Annotated in this window: 23 protein-coding genes and 2 pseudogenes; 14 read left to right on the top strand and 11 right to left on the bottom strand. The window is 60.0% G+C overall.

Annotated elements, in window-relative coordinates:
* Positions 1-297 precede the first annotated feature (297 nt).
* The 4 genes from Q1A75_RS13795 to Q1A75_RS13780 are packed head-to-tail and all read left to right on the top strand — an operon-like array spanning position 298 to position 4676.
* Positions 298-1278 carry an ABC transporter permease gene (locus Q1A75_RS13795; protein WP_299555432.1) on the top strand — a complete coding sequence of 327 codons (981 nt, stop codon included), beginning with the start codon at positions 298-300 and terminating at the stop codon, positions 1276-1278.
* Between the two features lies 1 nt (position 1279).
* Positions 1280-2227, top strand: coding sequence for an ABC transporter permease (locus Q1A75_RS13790; RefSeq protein WP_299555430.1), 948 nt, complete (start codon positions 1280-1282; stop codon positions 2225-2227).
* On the top strand, positions 2227-2970 hold the full coding sequence (locus Q1A75_RS13785; protein ID WP_299555427.1) for a hypothetical protein: 744 nt from the start codon (positions 2227-2229) through the stop codon (positions 2968-2970). Before Q1A75_RS13790 ends, Q1A75_RS13785 begins: the two co-directional genes overlap by 1 nt.
* On the top strand, positions 2967-4676 hold the full coding sequence (locus Q1A75_RS13780; protein ID WP_299555424.1) for an ABC transporter ATP-binding protein: 1710 nt from the start codon (positions 2967-2969) through the stop codon (positions 4674-4676). The genes Q1A75_RS13785 and Q1A75_RS13780 overlap by 4 nt, the downstream gene beginning before the upstream one ends.
* Before the next feature lie 100 nt (positions 4677-4776).
* On the opposite strand, the gene Q1A75_RS13775 is transcribed toward Q1A75_RS13780, so the two are convergent.
* The 5 genes from Q1A75_RS13775 to Q1A75_RS13755 all read right to left on the bottom strand — a co-directional run bounded on the left by Q1A75_RS13775 (position 4777) and on the right by Q1A75_RS13755 (position 9292).
* A complete protein-coding gene (locus Q1A75_RS13775; protein ID WP_299555420.1) occupies positions 4777-5991 on the bottom strand; it encodes an MFS transporter in 1215 nt (404 codons plus the stop codon).
* Between the two features lie 143 nt (positions 5992-6134).
* On the bottom strand, positions 6135-7229 hold the full coding sequence (locus Q1A75_RS13770; protein ID WP_299555416.1) for a patatin-like phospholipase family protein: 1095 nt from the start codon (positions 7227-7229) through the stop codon (positions 6135-6137).
* 11 nt (positions 7230-7240) lie between these two features.
* Positions 7241-8017 (bottom strand): 3-hydroxybutyrate dehydrogenase, encoded by a 777-nt coding sequence (locus Q1A75_RS13765; RefSeq protein WP_299555411.1) that lies wholly within the window; start codon positions 8015-8017, stop codon positions 7241-7243.
* A 190-nt stretch (positions 8018-8207) separates the two neighbouring features.
* Positions 8208-9002 carry an N-acyl homoserine lactonase family protein gene (locus tag Q1A75_RS13760; RefSeq protein WP_299555408.1) on the bottom strand — a complete coding sequence of 265 codons (795 nt, stop codon included), beginning with the start codon at positions 9000-9002 and terminating at the stop codon, positions 8208-8210.
* The gene (locus tag Q1A75_RS13755) at positions 8999-9292 is read right to left on the bottom strand and encodes a putative quinol monooxygenase (protein WP_299210152.1); all 294 of its coding nucleotides are present in this window, start codon (positions 9290-9292) and stop codon (positions 8999-9001) included. Before Q1A75_RS13755 ends, Q1A75_RS13760 begins: the two co-directional genes overlap by 4 nt.
* 132 nt (positions 9293-9424) lie before the next feature.
* On the opposite strand from Q1A75_RS13755, the gene Q1A75_RS13750 reads away from it, so the two are divergent.
* From Q1A75_RS13750 to Q1A75_RS13740, 3 genes are read left to right on the top strand one after another with little or no spacing between them, the layout of a single operon-like run.
* Positions 9425-10501, top strand: a complete 1077-nt coding sequence (locus Q1A75_RS13750; protein ID WP_299555405.1) for an isocitrate/isopropylmalate family dehydrogenase — start codon at positions 9425-9427, stop codon at positions 10499-10501.
* Positions 10498-11514 (top strand): Gfo/Idh/MocA family oxidoreductase, encoded by a 1017-nt coding sequence (locus tag Q1A75_RS13745; RefSeq protein ID WP_299555402.1) that lies wholly within the window; start codon positions 10498-10500, stop codon positions 11512-11514. The genes Q1A75_RS13750 and Q1A75_RS13745 overlap by 4 nt, the downstream gene beginning before the upstream one ends.
* An 8-nt stretch (positions 11515-11522) precedes the next feature.
* Positions 11523-12176, top strand: coding sequence for a GntR family transcriptional regulator (locus tag Q1A75_RS13740; protein WP_299555399.1), 654 nt, complete (start codon positions 11523-11525; stop codon positions 12174-12176).
* Between the two features lies 1 nt (position 12177).
* Here Q1A75_RS13740 and Q1A75_RS13735 read toward each other — a convergent pair whose 3' ends face one another.
* From Q1A75_RS13735 to Q1A75_RS13720, 4 genes are all read right to left on the bottom strand, one after another.
* Positions 12178-12957: an IclR family transcriptional regulator gene (locus tag Q1A75_RS13735; protein WP_299555396.1), complete on the bottom strand. Its 780-nt coding sequence runs from the start codon at positions 12955-12957 to the stop codon at positions 12178-12180.
* A 12-nt stretch (positions 12958-12969) separates the two neighbouring features.
* Positions 12970-14328, bottom strand: a complete 1359-nt coding sequence (locus Q1A75_RS13730; RefSeq protein WP_299555393.1) for a TRAP transporter large permease — start codon at positions 14326-14328, stop codon at positions 12970-12972.
* Positions 14325-14996: a TRAP transporter small permease subunit gene (locus Q1A75_RS13725; RefSeq protein ID WP_299555390.1), complete on the bottom strand. Its 672-nt coding sequence runs from the start codon at positions 14994-14996 to the stop codon at positions 14325-14327. The genes Q1A75_RS13730 and Q1A75_RS13725 overlap by 4 nt, the downstream gene beginning before the upstream one ends.
* Positions 14997-15142: 146 nt before the next feature.
* On the bottom strand, positions 15143-16375 hold the full coding sequence (locus tag Q1A75_RS13720) for a TRAP transporter substrate-binding protein (protein WP_299555387.1): 1233 nt from the start codon (positions 16373-16375) through the stop codon (positions 15143-15145).
* Positions 16376-16484: 109 nt separating this feature from the next.
* Between Q1A75_RS13720 and Q1A75_RS13715 the strand changes: the two genes are divergently transcribed.
* Positions 16485-18080: a choline dehydrogenase gene (locus tag Q1A75_RS13715; RefSeq protein WP_299555384.1), complete on the top strand. Its 1596-nt coding sequence runs from the start codon at positions 16485-16487 to the stop codon at positions 18078-18080.
* 58 nt (positions 18081-18138) lie between these two features.
* Here Q1A75_RS13715 and Q1A75_RS13710 read toward each other — a convergent pair whose 3' ends face one another.
* Together Q1A75_RS13710 and Q1A75_RS13705 are read right to left on the bottom strand one after the other, a co-directional pair.
* The gene (locus Q1A75_RS13710) at positions 18139-19152 is read right to left on the bottom strand and encodes a LacI family transcriptional regulator (RefSeq protein WP_299555381.1); all 1014 of its coding nucleotides are present in this window, start codon (positions 19150-19152) and stop codon (positions 18139-18141) included.
* A 74-nt stretch (positions 19153-19226) separates the two neighbouring features.
* Positions 19227-19415: a hypothetical protein gene (locus Q1A75_RS13705; RefSeq protein WP_299556048.1), complete on the bottom strand. Its 189-nt coding sequence runs from the start codon at positions 19413-19415 to the stop codon at positions 19227-19229.
* A 36-nt stretch (positions 19416-19451) separates the two neighbouring features.
* Between Q1A75_RS13705 and Q1A75_RS13700 the strand changes: the two are divergent.
* From Q1A75_RS13700 to Q1A75_RS13680, 6 genes and pseudogenes are all read left to right on the top strand, one after another.
* Positions 19452-20144 (top strand): annotated as a pseudogene (locus Q1A75_RS13700) (extracellular solute-binding protein); the annotation flags it as partial.
* Positions 20141-20575 (top strand): annotated as a pseudogene (locus Q1A75_RS13695) (sugar ABC transporter permease); the annotation flags it as partial. The pseudogenes Q1A75_RS13700 and Q1A75_RS13695, both read left to right, overlap by 4 nt.
* A 148-nt stretch (positions 20576-20723) precedes the next feature.
* Positions 20724-21938, top strand: a complete 1215-nt coding sequence (locus tag Q1A75_RS13690; protein ID WP_299556046.1) for a carbohydrate ABC transporter permease — start codon at positions 20724-20726, stop codon at positions 21936-21938.
* A gap of 8 nt (positions 21939-21946) precedes the next feature.
* A complete protein-coding gene (locus Q1A75_RS13685) occupies positions 21947-22852 on the top strand; it encodes a hypothetical protein (protein WP_366142206.1) in 906 nt (301 codons plus the stop codon).
* Positions 22853-22876: 24 nt separating this feature from the next.
* Positions 22877-23200: a hypothetical protein gene (locus Q1A75_RS24275; RefSeq protein ID WP_366142205.1), complete on the top strand. Its 324-nt coding sequence runs from the start codon at positions 22877-22879 to the stop codon at positions 23198-23200.
* A 2-nt stretch (positions 23201-23202) separates the two neighbouring features.
* On the top strand, positions 23203-24255 hold the full coding sequence (locus tag Q1A75_RS13680) for an ABC transporter ATP-binding protein (RefSeq protein ID WP_299556044.1): 1053 nt from the start codon (positions 23203-23205) through the stop codon (positions 24253-24255).

Genomic DNA, 24255 nt, shown 5'->3' with positions numbered 1-24255 from the left:
TCGAACTCGCAAATGCATTGGTCAAAGCAGACAGGCTATGGATGCAAAACCGTACTTGAACAAGACGGATACTCACTCAGGACCTTCGCTGCAATCTCAACCAATGGCGGCTTTGCCGGACTTTCTGGTTTTGGACCAATGTTTTGACTTAAAGTTCAAAGTCATCTGATGTTTCACACTTGGCTGGCTGCTTCACCTGCGTGCAGAACGTGAAGTTCCTTCAAAAACAATCCTGCCCGCAGGGTGCGCATGTCTGCGGTCCCTTGACCAGGCCCGCACATCTTGCGAGACGGGGAAATGCTTTCCTTCATTCTCCAACGTGTCGCCCAATCCGCCCTCGTTCTGTTGGTCGTCGGCCTTGTCGCCTTTTCCATGTTCCGCTTTGTCGGTGACCCAATCGACAATATGCTGGGACAGGAACGGACCATCGAGGATGTCGAGCGCCTGCGCGCACAGCTTGGTTTGGATCAACCCTTTGCCGTGCAGTACTATCGCTTCCTGGAAGGGGCGGTGCAGGGCAATTTCGGCGTCAGTTACCGGCAGGGCAGACCTGTGTCTGACATCCTGTTGGAGCGGGCGCCTGCAACATTGGAACTGGCCGCCGTCAGTGGCTTCCTGGCCATCACCCTCGGCATCGCGCTTGGCGTCTTTACCGCCATCCGACGAAACGGGCTCTGGGCCAATGTGATCATGTCGGCATCCCTGATTGGCGTGTCCCTGCCCACCTTCCTCATAGGTATCCTGCTGATTTACCTGTTCTCGGTTGAACTGGGCTGGCTGCCCAGTTTTGGACGCGGCGAGACGGTCAAGATCGGCAATTGGTCCACAGGGTTCCTGACAGCCAGCGGGCTCAAGGCCCTCATTCTACCCTCGATCACCCTCGGCCTCTACCAAATGACATTGATCATGCGCCTTGTGCGATCCGAAATGCTGGAAGTGCTGCGACAAGACTACATCCGCTTCGCCCGCGCCCGTGGGCTCAAGGAACGGGCCATCAACTTCCGCCACGCGCTCAAGAACACGCTTGTGCCGGTGATCACGGTCACGGGCCTGCAGTTGGGCAGCATCATCGCCTTCGCCATCATCACCGAGACGGTGTTCCAGTGGCCGGGCGTGGGCCTCCTGTTCATCAACGCGATCCAATTCGTCGATATTCCGGTCATGGCCGCCTATCTGATGCTGATTTCGGTCATGTTCGTGGGCATCAACCTGATCGTAGACCTGCTTTACTTCGCCATCGACCCGCGCCTGCGCGTGGATCGGGCGGGAGGACATTAAGATGACCGATACGGCCCAAACCCCGACCAAAGCGCCCACCCGCCTGCAACGCTGGGCGGATTCGGATTTCTTCTACCTGTTCAAATGCTCCCCCGTCGCTATTGTCAGTTTCGCCGTGGCCTTGATTTTGGTCCTGAGCGCGGTCTTCGCCCCGCTCATCGCGCCTTACAATCCGTTTGATCCCGCCTCGCTCAACCTGATGAACGGCTTTTCCCGCCCTATGACGCCCAACGCCTTCACCGGTGACAGCTTCTGGCTGGGCACCGATGATCAGGGCCGCGACGTCTTCTCGACCATCCTCTACGGCATGCGTATCTCCCTGTTCGTCGGCGTCGCCGCCGTGTTGTTTGCGATGGTGCTTGGCATCTCGCTAGGCCTCATCGCGGGCTATGTTGGCGGCTGGACCGAGACGATCATCATGCGCATCGCAGACGTACAGCTGACCTTCCCCAGCATCCTTGTCGCCATGCTGATCTTCGGGATCGCCAAGGGTGTGACCCCGATCGAATACCGAGATCAGATGGCCATCTGGGTCCTGATCATCGCCATCGGCCTGTCAGACTGGGTCCAATTCGCCCGCGTCGTGCGCGGCGCCACGCTGGTTGAAAAGAGCAAGGAATACGTGCAAGCCGCCCGCCTCATCGGCCGCAGCGGCCCTGCCATCATGGTCAAACACATCCTGCCCAACGTCCTGTCGCCCGTCTTGGTGATCGCCACAATCTCGCTGGCACTCGCCATCATCGCCGAAGCCACGCTCAGCTTCCTCGGCGTCGGCGCTCCACCCACACAGCCCTCCCTCGGCACTCTGATCCGCATCGGCCAAGGCTTCCTCTTCTCCGGCGAATGGTGGATCCTCTTCTTCCCCGCCTGCACGCTCCTAGCACTCGCACTCAGCGTCAACCTTCTGGGCGACTGGCTGCGCGACGCGCTGAACCCGAGGTTGCGGTGATGGAGAAGTATCTTGCGGGGATGTCGTTCGCCGTTTTGTTCTTCGTGATCGCTTATGATCTTGGCGCTTGGAGCCGATTTGTCGAACCCGACAATCCATTTAACTCCGTTGAGCTGGTATCATGGGTAACGGCTGCTGCAACGGCTGTATTGGCATTGCTAACCTTGTTCCTCGCCAAGGCGACCGCAAATATGGCCCGCGCAACATCGGAACCTCAAGTTGTTGCGAGCATCGAGGTCAATCAGTGGTCAGTCATTCACTTCGACTTGGTTGTGGAGAACACTGGCAATGCGACAGCATTCGATGTTCAGGTTAAGTTTCAAAAACAACCAGTGCTGTCGGAGAAAAAATCAGATCGCCCTTTTCCATTCACCCGCGTGAGTCTGCTGCGACCAGGTCAGATCCTAACAAGCTATTTGGCCGGATTTGAAAATTTAGAAGGTATGAAATATCCGGTGACTGTTTCTTGGAAGCGACACCCAAATCGTGTCGCGCGGGAGTCTGTTTCTTACATTATTGACATGAATTCCGCCGAGGGCGTGAGTTTCCTAGGCCGCGGTTCTGCACTCGTGCAGATTGCGGATGAGATCAAGAAAATGAGGAACGATTGGAAACCAATAGCAAGCGGCAATAGACGTTTGGATGTAGACACTTATACACAGGTTGATCGCGATGCGAAAGAAGCGGAACTGGAAGCATGGCGGGAGGAAGTGATGCGCAAAAGAGAGAGTGGAAACCAATGACCCACCTCCTCAACATCTCCGACCTCTCGGTCCACTACCCCACCCGCAAGGGCACCTTCGTCGCCGTCAACGGTGCCGACCTCACTGTCGCCCCCGGTGAAATCCACGGCCTCGTGGGGGAATCCGGCGCAGGCAAATCCACCATCGGTGCTGCCGTCATGGGCCTGATTGACCCGCCCGGCCACATCGCCGATGGCACGGTCAGCTTCCGGGGCGAGGCGATCAGTGGACGCGACGCCGCGGGCATGCGCGCCCTGCGTGGCGCAAAGATCTCCATGATCTTCCAGGACCCGCTCACCTCGCTCAACCCGCTGCTCACGGTCGAAGACCAGCTCACCGAAACCATCGAAGCGCATCTGAAATTCGGCGACAAAGCGGCCAAGGCCCGCGCCGTGGAACTGCTCGACCGCGTCGGCATCCCCGACCCTGCGGAACGGGTCAAACAATACCCCCACCAGTTCTCGGGCGGCATGCGCCAGCGCGTGGTCATAGCGCTCGCCCTCTGCTCTGAGCCGGATGTCATCATCGCAGATGAACCCACGACCGCACTCGACGTCTCGATCCAGGCGCAAATCCTCGACCTGATCAAGGAGCTGGCCCGCGAACGGCAGGTGGGCGTGGTCCTCATCACCCACGACATGGGCGTGATTGCCGACACGACCGATCGCGTGGCGGTCATGTACCAGGGCGCAGTGGTCGAAAGCGGCACCACAGCCCAAGTCATGGGCGCCCCCGAACACGAGTACACCAAGTCGCTCATCGCCGCCGTGCCTCGCGCCACGCTCAAGGTGCACCGCTTCCCACAACTCTCCTATGGCGGGCGCAGCACGAAGTTCGCCATCGAAGACCTCGCCCGCAACTGGCCCACCCCACCCAAATCCAAAACCGGCACACTGGTGCAGGTGGACGGGATCACCAAAACCTTCGTCCAACGCGATTCCATCATCCCCGCATGGCGCAAAATGTTCACAGCCGTGGACAAGGTCAGCTTCGACATCCGCGAGGGCGAGGTGTTCGGCCTCGTGGGCGAAAGCGGGTCCGGCAAATCCACCGTCGCGCGTATGATCGCCACGCTCTACGAAACGAACGGCGGCCATATCTATTTCGACGGCACCGACGTCACACAACTGGCCTCTCGGACAGAACGTGACGCCTACCGGCGCCAGATCCAGATGATCTTCCAGGATCCGTTTTCCAGCCTCAACCCGCGTATGCGGGTGGACGCCATCGTGGCCGAACCGGTACTCCACCACAAACTGCTCGAAGGGCGCGCCGTGCAGGACCGCGTCGACGAACTGTTGGACCGCGTGGGCCTCGGTGCAGACGCAGGCCGGAAATACCCGCACGAATTCTCGGGCGGTCAACGCCAGCGTATCTCCATCGCCCGGGCGCTCGCCACACAACCACGCTTCCTGATCTGCGACGAACCCACCTCCGCGCTCGACGTGTCGATCCAGGCGCAGGTGCTCAACATCCTCAAGGATCTGCAGGAACATCTGGGCCTCACCATGCTGTTCATCAGCCACGACCTACCCGTCGTCCGGCAAATGTGCGACCGCGTGGGTGTCATGCGGCAGGGCAAGATGGTCGAAGTGGCGGATACCGAACAACTCTTCGCTGCCCCAAAAGCGGATTACACCAAAGAACTCCTGCGCCTGATGCCCAAACTCGAAGGCCTCTCAACCGAAGGCCTCGAAGGCGACTGACACCCTCTTCTGGCCAACAATACCTTTGGGGGAGTTCGAGGGGGCAGACAGCCCCCTCGTCAGCAAAAATGAATCGCGTGCGCGGCAGCGCGCCTTTGGATCACCGCCCCATCCTGAGCGACAAGGCCCAGGCCAGCGCAGTCAGCGCAAGCAGCACCACCACGGCAACGGTCCAGCCCTGCGTGGCAAACACCTGCCCGATGACAAAAGCCCCGGCAATCCCACCCAGATAATAGCTGGCCAGGTACAACCCGTTGGCTGCCGCTTGATCATGGGTGGCAGTGCGCCCGACATATCCGGTGGCGACAGACTGGGCAAAGAACAACCCCGCCCCAACCAGCGCAAGACCCAACAGAAACACTGCCAGAACAGGTGTCAACAACAACACCAGGCCCACCAGCGACACGACAATCGCGCCGTGAAAGCTCGCCCGCGCGCCGTACCGCGCGACGGACGCGGCCGCCAAGGGTGTCGTCAGGATCGCCGGGGCAAAAACGAAGTATACCACCCCAATCATCGTCTGCGGCAAGTCAAACGGAGCCTGAGCCAGAATGAAATTGGCATAGGTGAAGGTCGTGACAAACACGAACAACAGGATGAACCCAATGCCCACCATCGCCACCAGCTTGGCGTTCTTCAGATGATCCAACCACGCCTCGATGACCGAGGGCCCGTCGGCAGTATCATGGCCACGGCTGTCCCGCGCCCCGATATAGAAATATGCAACCACAGCCCCTGTCAGGTTCAGCGCCGCAAAACCATAAAAGCTTTCGGCAAGGCCGAAATTCCCTGCAATCTCGGACGCCAGAAGTCGCCCCAAAAGGTTCGACGCGACATTCCCCGTAATATAGGCGGCCATCGCCCCACCAACGGCGGTCAGCGAACACTCCTCGCTCAGATAGGTCAGCGTCAGGGTAAAGGCGGCGGACATGAACACGCCCTGCGCCACGCGCAGTAAGGTGAAAGTGGTCAAGTCATCGGTACTGGCCAACAGCATGGTCGGGATGCTCAGCAGCGCAAGACACATCCAGATCCCCCGCTTGCGATCGATCCGCCGGGCAAAGATGGCCACCACCAGCGAGGCAAACGCCATCCCGATGGTCGACGCATTGACGGCAAAGCCCATCGCCGCTGGCGACACGCCATAGGTCTCCACCAGCGTGGGCAGCAAAGCCTGCGAGCCAAAAAGGTCAATCAGCGTCAAAAAGGCGATCAGCGCGATCATCGTTGACCGGCGGATCACCATGCGGCGATCTTCCGGCGTCTTTTCGGCCAATTCAGGCGCAAGGCCCGTCATCTGGGCAGTCACGGCCATGGGTCATGCCTCCGAGGTTTCGGCGCCGCGCAGTCGCGGTGTCCACGGGTTAAAAATTGGTTAGCGTGATCAGCAAACCATTGAATTTGCGAACTTTCATGTGTTTGTCCCCGTGGGGACACCCCACATCGGACCGGCTTCACTCATCCTTTTCTCGATTTCAGCTCCACCGCATTGGCACCATGAGGTGCCCCGAAATCATCGAACATCTCGCGCAGATCCAGCGTGCTTTCCCTCTCGATCTTGTCGAAATTCTGGGTCAACCAGCGGTCCGCATATTGCCGCCCCAGATCGCGCAAATGGATCAGGAACGCCCATTCCGAATTCAGCTTGGACGACGCATCAAGCGCCAGCATGTCGTCGCACCCGTCGATCATGTGCATGTTCATCACGCGGTACTCGTTGTCGGACAGGGCCCCGTCCTCGATCAACCGATGCACCAGATCAATCGTGCGCAGGTCGCGCAAAAGCGAGGCGTTGAACGTGATCTCGTTCATCCGGTTCTGGATATCCCGCGCACGGCGGGGGGTGCCGGGGCGTTTCAGCGGGTTGATCTGCACAATCACGATGTCCGAGGACGGCGAGTGATCGATAAAGGGGAACAGCACCGGGTTGCCCATATAACCGCCATCCCAATAGGGCACGCCATCAATCTCGACCGCCTTGAACATGTTGGGCAGGCAAGCCGAGGCCATCACCACGTCCAATGTCACTTCATGTCGGTGAAAGACACGCGCCCGTCCCGTTTCGACATTGGTCGCAGAGATATACAGCCCCATGTCATCGCATTTGGCGACCTTGTCGAAGTCGATGAAATCCTCAACCACGTCTCGCAATGGGTTCAGCCCCAGGGGGTTCAGGTCGTATGGCGAGGCCATCCGGCTCATCATATCCATCATCACGTAGCCGGGCGAGGCATCGAGCGACCAGGACCCCAGCATCATGTCGAGCGGCGTGCGCTTGATCGGGCTGCCCTGCCCTGCGCGGCTGACCGCGCGCCAGAAATCTTCGAGCGCTTGCCGCGCTCCGGCCGCACCCGCGTCGTACATTCCTTGCGTCGCAACCACTGCATTCATGGCCCCGGCAGAGGTGCCGCTGACCGCCTCGATCCACAGACGGTCCTCTTCGAACATCCGATCAAGGACGCCCCAGGTGAAGGCCCCGTGCGATCCCCCGCCCTGAAGGGCGAGGTTGATGGATTTCTCGTGACGCTTTGCCCGGCCGTTGGTGACTGACATGTCCCCGCCCCCTACTGCGCGACCCAGCCACCATCAACCGGCATCGCAATGCCGGTGACGGAGGCTGCGGCCTCGGAGGACAGGAATGTGCACACCGCACCCAGTTGTTCGACGGTCACGAATTCCTTGGTGGGCTGGGCCGCCAGCAACACATCGCGTTTCACCTCTTCCTCGGTGATGCCGCGCGCCTTGGCCGTGTCGGGAATTTGCCCCTCGACCAGCGGGGTCAGCACATAGCCCGGGCAGACCGCGTTTACGGTGACACCGTGCTGCGCGGCCTCAAGGGCGACGGTCTTAGTCAAACCGACGATCCCATGCTTGGCCGTGACATAGGCTGACTTGTAGGGCGACGCGACAAGGCCGTGGGCCGAAGCCACGTTGATGATCCGCCCGAACCCACGCTCTTTCATCCCCGGCAGAGCGGCACGAATGGTGTGGAAGGCCGAGGACATGTTGATAGCGATGATTGCGTCCCATTTGTCCAACGGGAACTCTTCGACCGGGGCGACGTGTTGGATTCCCGCGTTGTTCACGAGGATATCGACAGCACCGAACTGCGCTTCGGTTGTCGCCACCAGATCGGCGATCTGGTCCGGTTTGGTCATGTCGGCGCCGTGATAGGCGACCGTCCCCGCGGATTTGGCGTCAAGGTCTGCACGCGTCGCCTCAATCTCGTTCGCGTCGCCGAACCCGTTCAGCATGATGTTGAAGCCTTGGGCGGCGAAAGCCTCGGCAATGCCGAGCCCGATGCCGCTGGTTGATCCGGTGATGATGGCGGTGCGTGTCATGGGTGACCTCTCTGGACAATGCTGCGGCGCGGAAAGCCGTGATTGTTCAAGAGGTAGGGCCGCTTTGCATGTGCAGCAACTTTTTGGCGTTCACCTCTCTACCACGTGAGAAATGGCGCTAAGTGTTACCGCCGGAACCGGCTGTTTTCGCCGTTTTGCCTCATATTTGAGCGCAGGCGATGGCGCTTTGTTACAGTGTCGGGTCCTGCGTAGGTCCGACATCAAGCCGCGTGATGTGGTCAGCCATAGCGTTTGGAAAATACTGCCGCACCAAGGGATCATGACCGGGCACGACAAGTTTCCGCGCACTTGCAAGCCTTTGGATCGTGGCAAACCCGTCCAACATGTCCTGCATATCCACCACGATGGGAAAGGGTGTTCCAGTCAGGAAGTTGCCGTAGAAATGCGCAGCATCCGAGGCCAGCACCAACCACCCCGCCTGCGTGCGCACGCGCACGGCCTGCATCCCCTTTGTGTGGCCGCCTATGCGGTGCACGGTGATGCCCTCGGCAATCTCGCTGTCGCCATCGTGAAAGACCACCTTGCCGGAATAGAGCCGCTGCACCGCAGCAACAACATGGCTCACGGTGAAGGGTGCGCGGAGCGCGTCGTGACACATACACGGGCCGGTGGCATAGGCCATCTCGGCCGCTTGCAGATGCAATTTAGCATTCGGGAACAGGTGCAGACCGCCCGCATGATCGAAATGCAGGTGGGTCACGATGATCTCGGTCACGTCCTCGGGGTTCAGGCCGAACGGCTTCAACGCCTCACCCGGATCAAGGCGGATGGGTCGCCCCCGCGCCTGCCCTTCGGCAGCGTCAAAGCCGGTGTCCACAAGGATCACCCGCCCCTCCCCCCGGATCAGCCACATGTAGAAGTCGATGGGATCGGGGGCGTCGTGATTGTCGTCGAACATGTAATTGTCGCCACGCACACGCGCCGTCTGTTCAGCGTATTTGATGGCGTAGACTTCGTAGGTCATCTGTGGACCAGTTCAAAGGTGTTCAGGGTCTTTTTCGCAACCATGTCGGCGATCTTGGGACCGGTTTCGAGGTAGTGCGGCGTCTGCTGATGCGCCTCGAACGCCGCAAGGTCATCGTAGAGTTCATAGAGGAAGACTGTGTCGGGCTGGCTGGGGTCTGTGCACACGTCGAATTGCTGGCACCCGGGTTCATCATAGCGCGAGCGGCGCGCGTTGCGGATGATGTGCGACAAGAACGTGTCCTGGGTTCCTGGTTTCAGGTCGAAGATGACGGTGACTGCATATGGCATGGGTGCCCCTTTTTCCGTGCCCTCCGCAGTGAATGCGGCCGGGTATTTGATAATTCATACATTAATGTATACATAAACATATACGAGAAGCGAGTCGCTTTTCGCCAGCCTATGCCAAAAGGGGCCCGCGCCATGCACAGAAGTTTTGATATCGCCGTGTTTCAGGGGGATGGCATCGGCCCCGAGATCATGGCCCCCACGGTTGAGTTGTTAACCGGTTTGACGGTAGGCAGCGGCTATGACCTGAACTGGATCGACCTGCCTGCGGGTGCGGCGCATTATGCCAAGACGGGCGAGAGCTTGCCCGCCACTTCGATGGAGGGCGCCCGCGCGGCAGATGCAATCCTTCTGTCCGCCATGGGGCTGCCCAGCATCCGCTACCCGGACGGGACCGAAATTGCACCGCAGATTGACCTGCGCAAGGCGTTGACCCTGTTTGCGGGTGTCCGCCCCGTCACCATCCGGCCCGGACAGCCAACCCCTTTGGCCACCGACAAGCCCGTGGATTTCGTCCTTATCCGTGAAAGCACCGAGGGGCTGTTTTATACGCAAGGCCGCGGCGAGGTTGAGGCTGACGAAGCGCGCGAGACACTGCGCATCACGCGCGCGATCTCCGAACCCCTGTTCCGCTTTGCCTTTGACATGGCCCATGCGCGCAAAGCGTCGGGACAAGGGCCGGGCAAGGTGACGTGCGTGGACAAGGCCAATGTTTTCCGCGCCTTCGCGTTCTTCCGCGAGATGTTCGATGCCGAGGCGGCCAAGCATCCGGAGATCGAGGCCGATCACGCCTATGTCGATGCAACCGCATTGTGGATGGTCGAGCGCCCGTGGTCGTTCGACGTGATGGTGACCGAGAACATGTTTGGCGACATCCTGTCCGATCTGGGGGCTGGTCTGATGGGTGGCCTTGGTTTGGCGCCCTCGGCGGACATCGGGGCAGATCACGCGGTGTTCCAGCCCTGCCATGGTTCGGCCCCTGACATTGCGGGCCAAGGTGTGGCAAACCCGATGGCGATGATCCTGTCGGGCGCGATGATGCTGGAATGGCTGGCCGGGCGGCATGACATGCCTGCGATGGCAGAAGATGCCAAAAAATTGCGGAGTGCGGTCGATGCCATTGTGTCCGAGGGTCGCGTCCTGACCCGTGATCTGGGCGGAACCGCCGGGACAGCGGAGGTCGCTGCTGCTGTAAAAGGGGCGTTGGCATGATCCGGGTGGCCTGCGTCGGCGCGGGCTATTTCAGCCAGTTCCACTATGGCAGTTGGGCGCGCATGGATGGGGTCACTTTGGTCGGAGCCTGCGATCTGGATATTGAAAAGGCGCGCGCCACCGGCGCGCCTGCCTTTGACGATCTGCGCGTGATGCTGACGGAGGCAGCACCCGATCTACTGGACATCATCCTGCCCCCGCCCGCCCATGCCGCCACCATTCGTGCGGCCCTGACGGCAGGGATCAAATGGATCATCTGCCAAAAACCGTTCTGCATGGATATCGACGAGGTGCGCTCCATCGTTGCGGAGGCAGAGGCAGCAGGCGCGCGATTGGTTGTGCACGAGAATTTCCGGTTTCAGCCGTGGTATCGCGCCATCAAGGCCGAGTTGGAGGCCGGGTCGATAGGGGATGTGCTGAACGCGACCTTTCGTTTGCGCCCGGGTGACGGCCAGGGGCCGAAAGCCTATCTGGACCGTCAGCCTTATTTCCAGCAGATGCCCCGGTTTCTGGTCCATGAAACGGCGGTGCATTGGGTGGACACCTTTGCCTATCTCTTTGGCCCCGCCAGCGCCGTCTATGCCGATCTGCGCCGCATCAATCCCGTGATCGCGGGCGAAGATGCAGGCCACGTGATCTTTGACCATGGGCCGGTGCGGGCGCTGTTTGATGGCAACAGGCATCTGGACCATGTGGCCGACAACCTGCGCCGGACCATGGGCGAGGCGTTGATCGAGGGGACACAGGGCATACTTGCATTGCACGGTGATGGATCTGTCACGCGGCGCACCTTCGGTCTGTCAGAGGTCGGAACGATCCTTGGCCCCGACACATGGGACGGGTTTGGCGGCGATTGCGTGCACGCGCTGCAATCCCATGTGATCCGCGCAATGACAAAAGGCACGCCGCTTGAGAACACGGCGCGCGACTACCTGCGGGTTATTGCAGTGAAGGATGCAATCTATGCTTCGGCCAAGGAGGGTCGAAAGGTCACTTTGGAAGAGGTGGAGTAATGGGGGCCATGAGCAATGTGGAACGGGCCGTATCGGCCCTGCGCCAGATGATCTTTGCCGGAGAGTTGCCGCCCGGGTCTGACCATCTTGAGAGCGAGCTGGCCGAACAGCTGGGTATGTCCCGCACGCCCGTGCGCGAGGCGGCATTGATGTTGCAGGCGCAGGGTTTGGTCGAGATGCGACCGCGCCGGGGCATCCGCATCAGCCCGGTATCGGCCACCGACATGGCCGAGATTTATGACATCCTCACCGAGTTGGAGAGCCTTGCCGCCGCCCGCGCGGCACAAGCGCAGTATTCCAAGTCCGACCTTGCCACGCTGGCCACAGCCATCCGCGATATGGATGCCGCGCTGGCGGCGGACGATCTGCGGGCCTGGGCCGAGGCGGATGACCGGTTCCACCGCGAGCTTGTCCGCTTGGGCCGCAATGCACGGCTGAGCATGGTGGTGTCGGTCATGCGTGATCAGGTGCGCCGCGCGCGCGCCACCACCCTGTTCATGCGCCCCAAACCCAAACAATCGAACGAAGATCACCGGATCGTCTATCAAGCGATCGCGCGCGGGGACGTGCAGACGGCGCATGATACCCACCATGCCCACCGGCAAGCGGCGCGCGATATGCTGGTGGCGCTTCTTGAGAAGCACCAGTTTCACGGGTTGTAAGTTACGACGTGTGCAGCCGGGTCAACTCTTCCGCGCCGCGGCGCAGGGCTGGCAGAAAGTCGATCAGATCCACAAGGCTGCGGCGCTGGATGGGGGCGTGGGCCGACAAGGTGGCCAAAAGTTTCCCCTGCCCGTCCCAGATCGGGACTGCGACGGCAGCCATACCCGACATGAATTCCTCATTGTCCGTGGAATATCCGCGCATGCGCGTGGTTTCCAACTCGGCCTTGATGCCGTCCATGTCGACCAGCGTGCCTTCGGTATGCGCCTCAAGCGGTCGGGTCGTCAGAACTGTCCGCAGGATGTGGGGGCGCAGGGTCGACAAGTACATCTTGCCCGATGCCGTGCAATGGAACGGCACCTGCGTGCCGATGGGCAGCTGAATGCGCAGCGGCCATTCGGTTTCGACCCGGTCGAGATAGGTCATCCCCTCGCGGTCAGCAGTGGCAAGGTTGCAGGTCTCGCCCACCTCCTCTGCCACGCTGCGCAGGATGGTCAGGCGTGCCGTGCGCAAATGCTCCGATGACATTGTGCTGACGGCCAAGGCCCGCAGACGCGGGCCCGGCCCATAGCTGCGCCCATCCAGATCGCGTTGCAGGAACCCCTCGGCCTCAGCCGTCTGCAACAGACGGTGGACGGTGGGTTTAGGCAGACCCAATGCATCGATCAGGTCTGTCGGTTTGACGGCCACCCCACGCTTGGCGACCTCCTCCAGCACCATCAGCAGGCGCAGATTGGTGGGGATTTGGGTTTCCTTGCGGGGGCGATGATCGTCAGGCATGGCTCTACGGCATTATCTTTCTGGCAGCAGGAGCAGCGCGAGGTCAGGCGTTAGTGAAACGATGATCCACACTGAAATAAGGGCGAACAGATACGGCACGGTATAACGAAGCAGGCGGAAATATGGAACGCCTGTTACGCCTGACGCAACGTAGAGATTGAGACCGTAGGGAGGTGTGACGAAGCCGATGGATGCACCAACCAGGAAGATCACGGCGAAGTGGACAGGATCGACACCCACCGAGGCCGCAATGGGCGCAAGGATCGGGGCAAGGATGATGGTCACGGGCAGTGATTCCAGCACCATGCCACAAATGAACACGATGCCCATCGCTGTAAACAGAACCGGATAGTAGCCGCCCATTGAGGTTACGAAATCGCCGATCACCTGCTGCGCGCCCAGAAGCGACAAGATCTGTTGCATCACCACCGAGATAGCGATCAGCGGCGCGAGGATACCTGTGATCTGGGCCGAGCGCATAACGATGCCGGGGATCTGCGGAATGGTGAACCCTTCCACCACCAGCATAGAGATCGCGGACTTCTCTGACCAATCCTTGGATTGGTCCATGTTGAACACTTTGCTGATCACCCAGCTGACAAGACCCGCGATGATGCCAAAGCCCACGGTTACACCCGCCGCTTCGGTGGGTGAGAACTTGCCCGTGTAGATACCCCAGAGCACAAGACCGATGGCAAAGAAACCAAGCCATGCGCCCAGCGCGGTTTTGAACACCCGGAACGGGCTGAGGGCAATCAGGTACCCCCATCCGTTGCGCCAACAAATGATGAAACAGGCCAGCATCATGCCCAGGACCATCAACGCACCCGGGATGATCCCGGCAACGAACAGGTCGGAGATCGGCAAGTTCATCAGGAAGCCATAGACGATGAAGATGATCGACGGAGGGATGATGATCCCCACCGTCCCGCCCGCCGCAGCAGTGGCCGCAGAGAAGCGTTCATCATAGCCACCCTTGACCATTTCCGGGTGCAGCATAGAGCCGATCGTGGCGGTGGTGGCCGAGTTCGACCCCGAGATCGCGGCGAAGAGGCCGCACGCGCCAAGCGAGGCCATGGCGAGGCCGCCGCGGATCCAGCCGAGGCACGCATAGGCGAAGTCGGACAGGCGCCGGGCGATGCCGGAGCGGTTGATCAGGTCACCCGTGAGGATGAAGAGCGGCATGGCGAGAAGCGCAAAGCCGTCGGTGAACACGTCCTGAAGCGCCGCACCCATGTTGAGAAGCTGCAGTTCAAGCACGAAGGACATGCCGATCACCCAGTAGGCGATGACCAGAAAGACAGGCACGCCCATCATAAACAGGATTGTCACTGCAATGGAAATCAGCGTGATAAGGGTTGGATCGCTCATGCGTCACCTCCGATCACAGCGGTTTCGATCATCTCGCCCCCGTTGCGGTATTTGCGCAAGTCGGCGGACAGATTTTCCATCACGCGCGCTGTCAGCAGAATAAATGCGATGGGCACGGTGCCCAGGAACCACCACTGCATCACGTTGTCGGTACCAAGCATGATGGCGAAGTTGGCGGCGGCGCGGACGGTTTCCTGCGCCGTGGTGACCACCACAATCCAGGCAAAACCGAACCACAGGATCGCATCGAGTAGAAGCAGAGCCATTTGTATGCCGCGCGGCGCAATCTTGCGAAACTCGGCAAAGGCGAGGTGCGTGCGCAGCTTGACGTTATAGCTGCACCCGACCCAGGTCATGATGAGGAACAGGAACGGCGGCAGGGTCGTTGACCACGCCGGTTGCCCGCTGAGGTAAAAGCGCTGCACCACACCCGCAAAGATGATGTAGCCGATCGCCAGGTATGCGACGACCATTACAGCCGGTTCGAGGTGACGCTCAATAACAGGAACCGCACGATACAGCAGCGCCACCAGGGCGCCCCCCACGAAAGTGACGACGAACCCAATAGGCCACATTCCCGAGTTGCCGCGCAGGGCGGTCTGCAACTCGAATGAATCGCCTGTCATCAGGGCGGAGATGATTTCTCCCATGCCCGCAATCATGTCCATGCTGCACCTCCCTCGTGCCTGGCAAATCCGTTCCGGCATCTTGTCGCGTCAGGATACGGAAATCCATGCCGGTGTTACGCGACATGGACAGATGCTTGGGCGACATACGCCCAAGCCATTGATTTTGTGAGAAATCCGCTTCCGGATTAACCGCGCCACCAGCGGCGGGGTTCGACGTTCTCGGCCAGGGAATGCGGGTTCTGGCGAACACCGTCATAGATTTCCTGGTACGTGTCGATGCCATCAGCCCAGCCATTGATCCGCTCGCGCCACTGTTCCCACAATTGCGGTTGGAACTCGGGCGAGCACTGCTCTTCGGCCTTCTTGATCTCGGCGTCGGACAGTGCGGCAACGCGGACGTTGTTCTGAGCGAAGATCGTGTCGGGGCCTTGGTGCGGATGGCTGAAACCAACGGTGTTGACCAGAGCCGCCTCGTTTGCGGCCTGGACGTGCACCTGTGTCAGGTAGGACGATTCCATAACCGCATCCTGCAGCTCACCGCCAAGGTTGTCGAAGCTTTGCGCGTTCATGGCAGTGTGCTCGGTGCCGCAGAAGAAACGCAGGTCCACACACTGGCTGACCACGGGCGACATGTTGGCGTACGCCACGGCCGAGGCCCATGTTTCCGCACCATCGATCAGGCCCTGCTTCAGGCCGTCGAGGGTTTCTTCCCATGCAACCGGAACCGGGTTCAAGCCAAGGGCGTTCATCGCAATACGGCCAAGCTGTGTACCGGTCACGCGGTTCTTGGTGCCACGCAGCACGTCGATGTTGTCGACAGTAGGCTTGTCTTCCCACGACAGACCCAGCTGGATGCCGCGCAGTTCTGCGTGCGTAAACAGGAACTTCAGGCCGTGACGCTTTTCGAACGGGTCACGCAGGATGCGTTGGCTGTCTGGGCTGTACATGAAGTAGTACTGGTCGGCACGGCTGCGGAACATGTACGCATAGTCGAGCACGTTCAGGTAAGGCGCGCCACCGGCGGAGTTCTGAGTGGATGCCGCATAAAAATCGACGATTCCCTGCTGCGCTTTCTCAACGCAGGACAGCTGGCCACAAATCTGGTTGTTCCCGATGAATTCGATGCGAATCTCACCGTCTGTCCGTTCTTCGAGATCGCGCGCGAACTCAAGACAACCGGCGCGCTCGATCAGCAAGTTCTGCTGGTTGAAGCCGGCCGCGCCGAACTTCAGCACGTGCTTGGGCTCTTTCGCGAACCGCTTTTCGTAGGTTGATTCCGCTGCCGCCGCCAGATTGGCAAGGCTCATCGCACCACCAAAGCTACCCGCTGCAAGCAGCGTGGAGCTTAGGCCGTAGCGCCCTGCCACACGGAACAAATCACGGCGCGAGATGCCCGCGAGGTTTTTCTCAAGTTTCATGCAATCCTCCCTGATACACATTATTGAGACGTTTTATCTCAGAAAAGGCTAGCGCAGCTTCGACAATCTGCCTAGTCTTTTTTTGACTTTAAGGAAGGGAGGGTCCGTTTTGGAAGCCGATTATGTCATCGTAGGTGCAGGAAGTTCCGGCTGCGTGATCGCGAATCGTCTGAGCGCGGACCCGAACACGAAGGTTGTGCTGCTCGAAGCAGGCGGTCGTGACTGGAATCCGTGGATCCATATTCCGGTCGGATATTTCAAAACCATTCACAACCCGAATGTTGATTGGTGTTACAAGACTGAACCCGATCCGGGCCTGAATGGCCGCTCAATCGAATGGCCGCGCGGCAAGGTGCTGGGCGGGTCGTCGTCCTTGAACGGATTGCTTTATGTGCGCGGTCAACAGCAGGACTATGACCGCTGGGCGCAGATGGGCAACCGCGGCTGGGCGTGGGACGATGTGCTGCCCCTCTTCAAGCGGTCCGAACGCAACGAACGCGGCGCCGATGACTTCCACGGCGACCAGGGTAACCTGTCTGTCTCTAACATGCGCATCCAACGCCCGATCACCGATGCGTGGGTCGCAGCAGCGCAAGCGGCGGGCTACAAATTCAATCCGGATTACAACGGCGCCGATCAGGAAGGTGTTGGTTTCTTTCAATTAACTGCCCGTAACGGCCGTCGCTGCTCGTCCGCCGTGGCGTTCCTGAACCCCGCCCGCAGCCGCGAGAATCTGAATATCGTGACCCATGCCCAGGTCGAAAAGATCAAGTTGGATGGCAAGAAGGTGACGGGTGTATCATACCGCGATCGCAGCGGTGCATGGCAGACCGTCAAGGCGCGCAAGGAGGTGATCCTGTCGGGCGGTTCCATCAACTCGCCCCAACTGCTGATGCTGTCAGGAATCGGTGAGGCGGCGCAGTTGCAAGAGCACGGAATCGACGTGGTTGCCGACCTGCGCGGCGTGGGCAAGAATCTTCAGGACCACCTGCAGGCGCGCCTTGTCTACAAGTGCAATGAACCGACCCTGAATGACGAGGTGTCGAGCCTGTTCGGACAGGCCAAGATCGGCCTCAAGTACCTGATGTTTCGGGCCGGTCCAATGACCATGGCGGCGAGCCTCGCAACCGGGTTCATGAAGACCCGCGATGACCTGGAGACGCCGGACATTCAATTCCATGTCCAGCCCCTTTCTGCAGAAAACCCTGGCAAAGGCGCTGACCCATTTTCGGCGTTCACCATGTCCGTTTGCCAGCTTCGACCCGAATCGAAGGGTGAGATTCGGTTGGTCAGCAAGGACGGGCAGACCTATCCCAAGATCATCCCGAACTACCTGAGCACCGAGACAGACTGCCGAACAGTGGTCGAAGGCGTGAATATTGCCCGCCGGATCGCCCGGCATGCGCCACTCACGTCAAAAATCTCGGAAGAGTATCGGCCTCATGCCGATCTGCCGATGGACGACTACGACGCAACACTTGATTGGGCCCGCAACAACACGGCATCGATCTATCACCCGACCGGCACCTGCAAGATGGGTCAGGACAAGGGGGCGGTGGTCGACGAACAGTTGCGTGTGCACGGGATCACGGGACTGCGCGTCGCCGACTGTTCGATCATGCCCGAGATTGTCAGCGGCAACACCAACGCGCCCGCTATCATGATTGGTGAAAAAGCATCCGACCTGATCCGCGGCGTGGCCTAGGACACCAAGTGTCGGTCAATCGCCCTTAGGAGCAAGGCATTCGCACACGAGGGTGCTTTCAACCGCTGCGCCACTGCGGTTCAGGTTCGTGAAGGGTCTGCAACTGATCCACGGGCACGCCGCTCACCCGGTCGATCAACAGGCGGGCAAGTTCGTGACCTGTCGCAACGAGATCTTCACTCACTGTATCGATCTGCGGGTATAGCGTCGGCAGAATGGGCGTTGTCTGGCGGCAGATCAGATCATAGTCGCGGCCCAGGACCTGCCCCTGATCTGCCATACCGCCCATCAACGCCAGCGTCGCCAATTCGTTGTTGCTGATGATCGCGTCAAACGGATCGCTGCGCTGTGCCAGCGCTTGCCCGAACCCACGCGCCGTATCGATGGAAATCAGGATGCCCGTGTCGGTCGCGACCTCGCCCGTCAGCCCGTGGCGGGCCAGTGCCCGATGGAACCCACCCGTGATCTTGGCGAAGTTCGTGGTGGCATCATCCTCGGCCAGCAGGACAAAGCGCTTGCGCCCGCGCTCCAGCAACCGCTCAACCGCCATTTCGACAAATCGTTCGGCGTGAAAATCATGAAAGGCGTGGGCGGCGTAGAACTCGGTCCGCCCGTGAGAAACAAAGGGAAAATCGGCATCGATCAACATCTGCACCCGCGGATCGCGCGCACTTGTATGCGTAAGGATGATTCCATCGGATGTGCGGTTCTGAAGGACATAGCGCACCGATTCCTCGGGCGTGGCCCCTTGCAGGTCGGGAATGACATTCAGGTGGTACTTGGTGCCCGACAGATGTGCGCCGATCCCTTCGATCATCTGGCGCGTGTAGTCGATGGTGTTCTTGGCCGGTGACAAGACCAGCGTCAGGACGTTGGTCTGCCCCGTACGCAAGCGAACGCCTGCGCGATTGGGAACATATCCCACTTCAGCCGCTGCGGCCGCGATCTTGTCCCGTGTTTCCTTTTTCAGGCGCGATCCATCGCGCAACGACAACGACACCGTCGACAGGCTGAGACCAGTGATCTCTGCAATCGTCTTGAGCGTTGGTGGTTTGCGGGTCGGATCGGCCATGGCCTGCCTTGGATCAACTTGGGGTATCTTGTCAAAAGATCAGAGCAGGCGAACACATTCTGATCAACAACGAATCATAGTGCATCGTTGCAATTTTTAATACCGCTGTATCGCCGCGCTGCGGCAAATAAATGATATTTATTGATTTTTACCCAAAGCACCGCAGCAAAAATATTTGTTGCATCGTTGCAATTATCCGCCCACCATTTAGAGCAGGTTCCGTTCGGATTGCTGTGCAGGCGACCGGGCCGACGAATATCCAATGGGAGGACACCTGAATGTTTGCAACCAAAGGTCTGATGGCCCGATTGGCCACGGGCACTGCGCTCAGCCTTGTGCTGGGTGCCGGTGCGGCGATGGCAGACGATATCCGTTTCTGGACGACTGAAGAGCAGCCAGAGCGGCTGGCCAAGCAACAGGAGATGGCGGCGGAGTTCGAAAAGGCGACGGGCAACAGCGTTGAAGTGATCCCGGTGTCGGAGACCGAGCTGGGCACGCGCACGACAGCCGCCTTTGCCGCCGGAGACCTGCCCGATGTCATTTACCACTCGCTGCAATACGCCCTGCCTTGGGCCGAAGCCGGCATTCTGGACACCGAAGCCGCGACCGAGGTTGTCGACGGTCTGGGCCGCGATACGTTCGCCGCCGGACCGCTGGCGATGGCGGACTATGACGGTGACATTGCATCGGTCCCCGTCGACGGCTGGACACAGATGATCGTCTACCGCGCTGATCTCTTTGCCGAGAAAGGGCTGGAACCACCAAACACCTTTGCAAACGTGCAGGCTGCGCTTGAGGCTCTGCACAACCCGCCGGAAATGTACGGTTTCGTCGCAGCCACCAAGGTAGACGAGAACTTCATGTCCCAGGTTCTGGAACATGTCTTCCTCGCCAATGGCGTAAGCCCGGTGGGCGATGACGGTTTCCAGGAACTGGATGCCGCGGCCACGACAGAAGTGCTGGATTTCTACAAGGCCATCGCCAATGCATCAACTTCTTCGGCCAGCGCCCGCTTGCCCTGATCATGGTCACGGTGTTCGAGATCTGGCGCTATTTCCCGCTGTCCTTCCTGTTCATCCTTGCGCGGATGCAGTCCATCGACACCGATATGTACGAAGCTGCCGACATGGATGGCGCGTCGCCCTTCCAGAAATTCTGGTACCTGTCGCTGCCGATGCTCTTGGGTATCCTGTCGGTCCTGTTCCTGCTGCGCTTCATCTGGACCTTCAACAAGTTCGACGACATTTTCCTGCTGACCGGCGGCAATGCGGGCACGCGCACGCTGACCGTGAACGTCTATGAACAAGCCTTCGCCATCTCGAATATTGGAGCAGGGGCTGCGGTGGCCGTGGTGATCTTTGCCACGCTGCTTTTGTTCAGCTTTTTCTTCTTCAAATACATTTCTCAGGAGGAAGGGCTGTGATGTCGGGAGCCACAAAACAAGTTTGCGTCTTGCCGGAGGCGGGCGTGAGCGGGGTGCCTACGGCGGGCGGGGAAAAGGGGCGCTGCCCCTCTTGGCCTGACGGCCAATTCACCCCGGAGTTTATCTGGCAAGATGAAGGAGGATCGGCATGAGCATGCTGCGTCAGGGCACTGTAACCGGTGCATTGATTGGCCTGTTCTGGGCCTTTGTCATCGCCGTCACGGTATCTGTTACCTTGTCCTTTGCCTCAGGTCTTGGCTTTCGGCCCGGGTCTCTGGGTTGCCTTATCCTTGGCTTGGGCGGTGGGCTGGCAAGCATCTATGTGCGCGATGCGCGACTGGTAATGGGCGGTTTCATCCTGCTGTGCGTCGTGTTGATGTTCACACCACTGTCCCCGATTCTGTTTCAAGAGAACGTCCCGGTTCTGTGGCAGCTTATGGCCGTCATCTCCTTTGGTCTGTTCATGATCTGGCCCCTGACCCTCATGCTGGTCGAGGCGCATCCCGGTCCACTTACACGCCATGCATTTGAGGATGCGGTGATCCGGTTTCTGACCGGGTTCGGCTACATTGTCTTTACCGCCGCCGTGCTGATCCCCTTCTACGTGATGGTGATGACCAGCCTGAAATCGCAGCAGGCGCTGCTCAAGAACCCGCTCGATTTCTCCATCGAACTCAGCCGCGGCTGGGACCTGTTTCGCAGCTACATCGAGCTGTTTGGCCAGTTCAATTTCGGCAGTTACCTCTGGACCAGCTTCTATGTGTCGGTTCTGACGGTCCTGATCACGCTGCTGTTCTCCGTCCCCGGCGCCTATGCCGTGGCACGGCTGCGGTTCAAGGGGCGGGCCGCGTTTTTGCGCTCGATCCTGCTGATCTACATGGTGCCGATGATCGTGCTGGCGCTGCCGATCTATATCACCTTTTCCATGACCGGCCTGCGCAACACCATTCCCGGGCTGCTGATGATCTATCCGGTCACCACGATCCCCGTTGCCCTCTACATGCTGCAGGGATACTTCCGCGGCCTGCCGGGCGAGGTCGAGGAGGCGGGACTGATGGACGGCCTGTCCCGCCTGCAAGTGATCTGGAAGATCACCCTGCCCCTGTCGCTGCCCGCGATGGTGTCGGTGTCGCTTTATGTCTTCATGATCGCCTGGAACGAATTCCTGCTGGCCTTCATGCTGCTGGACGATCCATCGAAATTCACGCTGACCCGTGGGGTCGCGATGTTGAACTCCTCTGAAATTCCGCGCCAGCACCTGATGGCGGGCGCTGTGATTGCAACGATCCCGATCATGGCCCTGTTCCTGGGGCTGGAACGGTTCATGACGAAAGGGCTGACCGCGGGGTCGGTAAAAGGATGATGCGAGACATGACATCCACGGACATGCGCGACGAGGAAGCGCGCGCAATCCTGAAACGCAACGACAAGGGTGGGTACACGATCCCAACCTCGGGCCTGTATCCCTACCAATGGAACTGGGACAGTGCCTTTGCCGCGGTAGGTTTTGCCGAATTCGACATCGACCGCGCCTGGGCCGAGATCGAGACCCTCTTCTCGGGCCAGTGGGACAACGGGATGGTGCCGCATATCCTGTTCCATGTACCCGATGACGGGTATTTCCCGAACCACGACGTGTGGCAGGGCACGGGTCCGATCCCATCGTCAGGTATCAGCCAACCGCCCGTGGCGGCGACCATGGCGCGGATGGTGCTGGAAAAGGATACCGATTTTGGTCGGGATCGTGTGGCCGAACTTTATCCCAAGATGGTCGCCTGGCATCGCTGGTTCATGGATTGGCGGCTGGATCACGGCGCCGTCTGCGTCACGCATCCATGGGAAGCGGGTCGCGACAACGCCCCCGATTGGGATGCCGCGATGGCAGCCATTACACCCGATGGTGTAGGCGAGTACACGCGCCGCGACACGACCCATGTCGACAGTTCAATGCGGCCCACGAAATACGACTACGACCGCTATATCTGGCTGGTGCAACGGGGCGCGCGGTTGGGCTGGGATGAGGCAGCAATGCTTGAGGACACCCCTTTCCGTGTGGCCGACCCGACCATGACCTTCATCCTGCTGCGCGCCACGCGCGACCTGATCACCATAGGCGAGATATTGGGCGAAGACGTGAACGAGTTGCGCAGATGGGTCACCACGCTGGCAGCAGGGGCGAAGACACTTTGGAACCCCACGTTGGCCTGTTTTGACGGACGTGATGTTGTGGGCGGCAGCTGGGCCGGATCCATATCCAACGCGTCGTTCCTCTGCTGATATGCTGGTGTCGACCACCCCGACATGCGCACCCGTCTGGATGAAGTGATGGCGCTTTCGAAATATGGTGTGCCGTCGCTCACCCCGGATGACGCACGCTTCGACGGCAAGCGCTACTGGCGTGGGCCTGTTTGGGCGATCATGAACTTGATGATCAGCGAGGGGCTTATGGACTTCGGCCTGCCCCAGGGCACGGCGCTCCGCGCCAATACCGCAGACCTGATTGCTGAGCACGGATTTGCCGAATACTTCGACCCCCGCGACGGGGCCCCCGCGGGCGGCAGCACGTTTACATGGACCGCCGCCGTCTGGCTGGCCTGGGCCTCTCCCAACACTGAAGGAGCGTAAAGATGGGCGCGATCACTCTGAATGCCGTCGAAAAGTGGTACGGCGAGGTGCAGGTCATAAAAGGTGTTGATCTGGAGATCAACGATGGCGAGTTCATCGTCTTTGTAGGCCCCTCGGGCTGCGGCAAGTCCACGCTGTTGCGCATGATCGGGGGGCTTGAGGACATAAGCCGCGGCTCGCTCGACATCGATGGTCAGGACGTGACCGATCAGCCGCCCAGCAAGCGCGGTCTGTCGATGGTGTTTCAGTCCTACGCGCTCTACCCCCACATGTCCGTGCGCGACAACATGGGGTTCTCGCTGAAAACGGCGGGTGCGCCAAAAACCGAGATCACCGAAAAGGTGGACGCCGCCGCCGAGACCCTGAAACTCGATCAGTATCTTGATCGCCGCCCCAAGGACCTGTCGGGCGGGCAGCGCCAGCGTGTTGCCATTGGCCGATCCATCGTGCGCGAACCGACGGCGTTCCTGTTCGACGAGCCACTGTCGAACCTCGACGCGGCCCTGCGGGTCGAGATGCGCTACGAGATTTCCAAGCTGCACCAGGCGCTGTCAGCCACGATGATCTATGTCACCCACGATCAGGTCGAGGCGATGACGCTGGCCGACCGCATCGTGGTGCTGGACGCGGGCCGTATCATCCAGGTCGGCACCCCGCGCGAGCTTTACAATCACCCCGGCAACGTCTTTGTGGCGCAATTCATCGGCAGCCCGAAGATGAATGTTTTTGACTGCGAGGCATCAGGCGACAGCTACACCGTGTCGGGCGGCCGGACGGGTCCGTACCCTGTGGCCGCAGGTGCTGTGCAGATGGGGATGCGGCCCGAGCACATTGTCGTGGGGACCTCGGGCACGGGGCAGTGCGATGGCACCGTGGACGTGGCCGAGTATCTGGGGGCCGACACATTCGTTCTGCTGGACTGTGGCGCAGCGGGTCAGATCAACGTGCGGATTTCGGGGGATGCACAACTGAAGGTGGGCGATTTGGTGGGGCTCAGCTTCGATCCCGAGCGCACGCATTTCTTTGATGCGGATGGGAACACGATCACCGCATAA

Source organism: uncultured Tateyamaria sp. (assembly GCF_947504105.1).
Taxonomy (GTDB): Bacteria; Pseudomonadota; Alphaproteobacteria; order Rhodobacterales; family Rhodobacteraceae; genus Tateyamaria.
The sequence above is the reverse complement of the archived record's forward strand: the minus strand, read 5'-3'. Positions and strand labels throughout refer to the sequence as shown.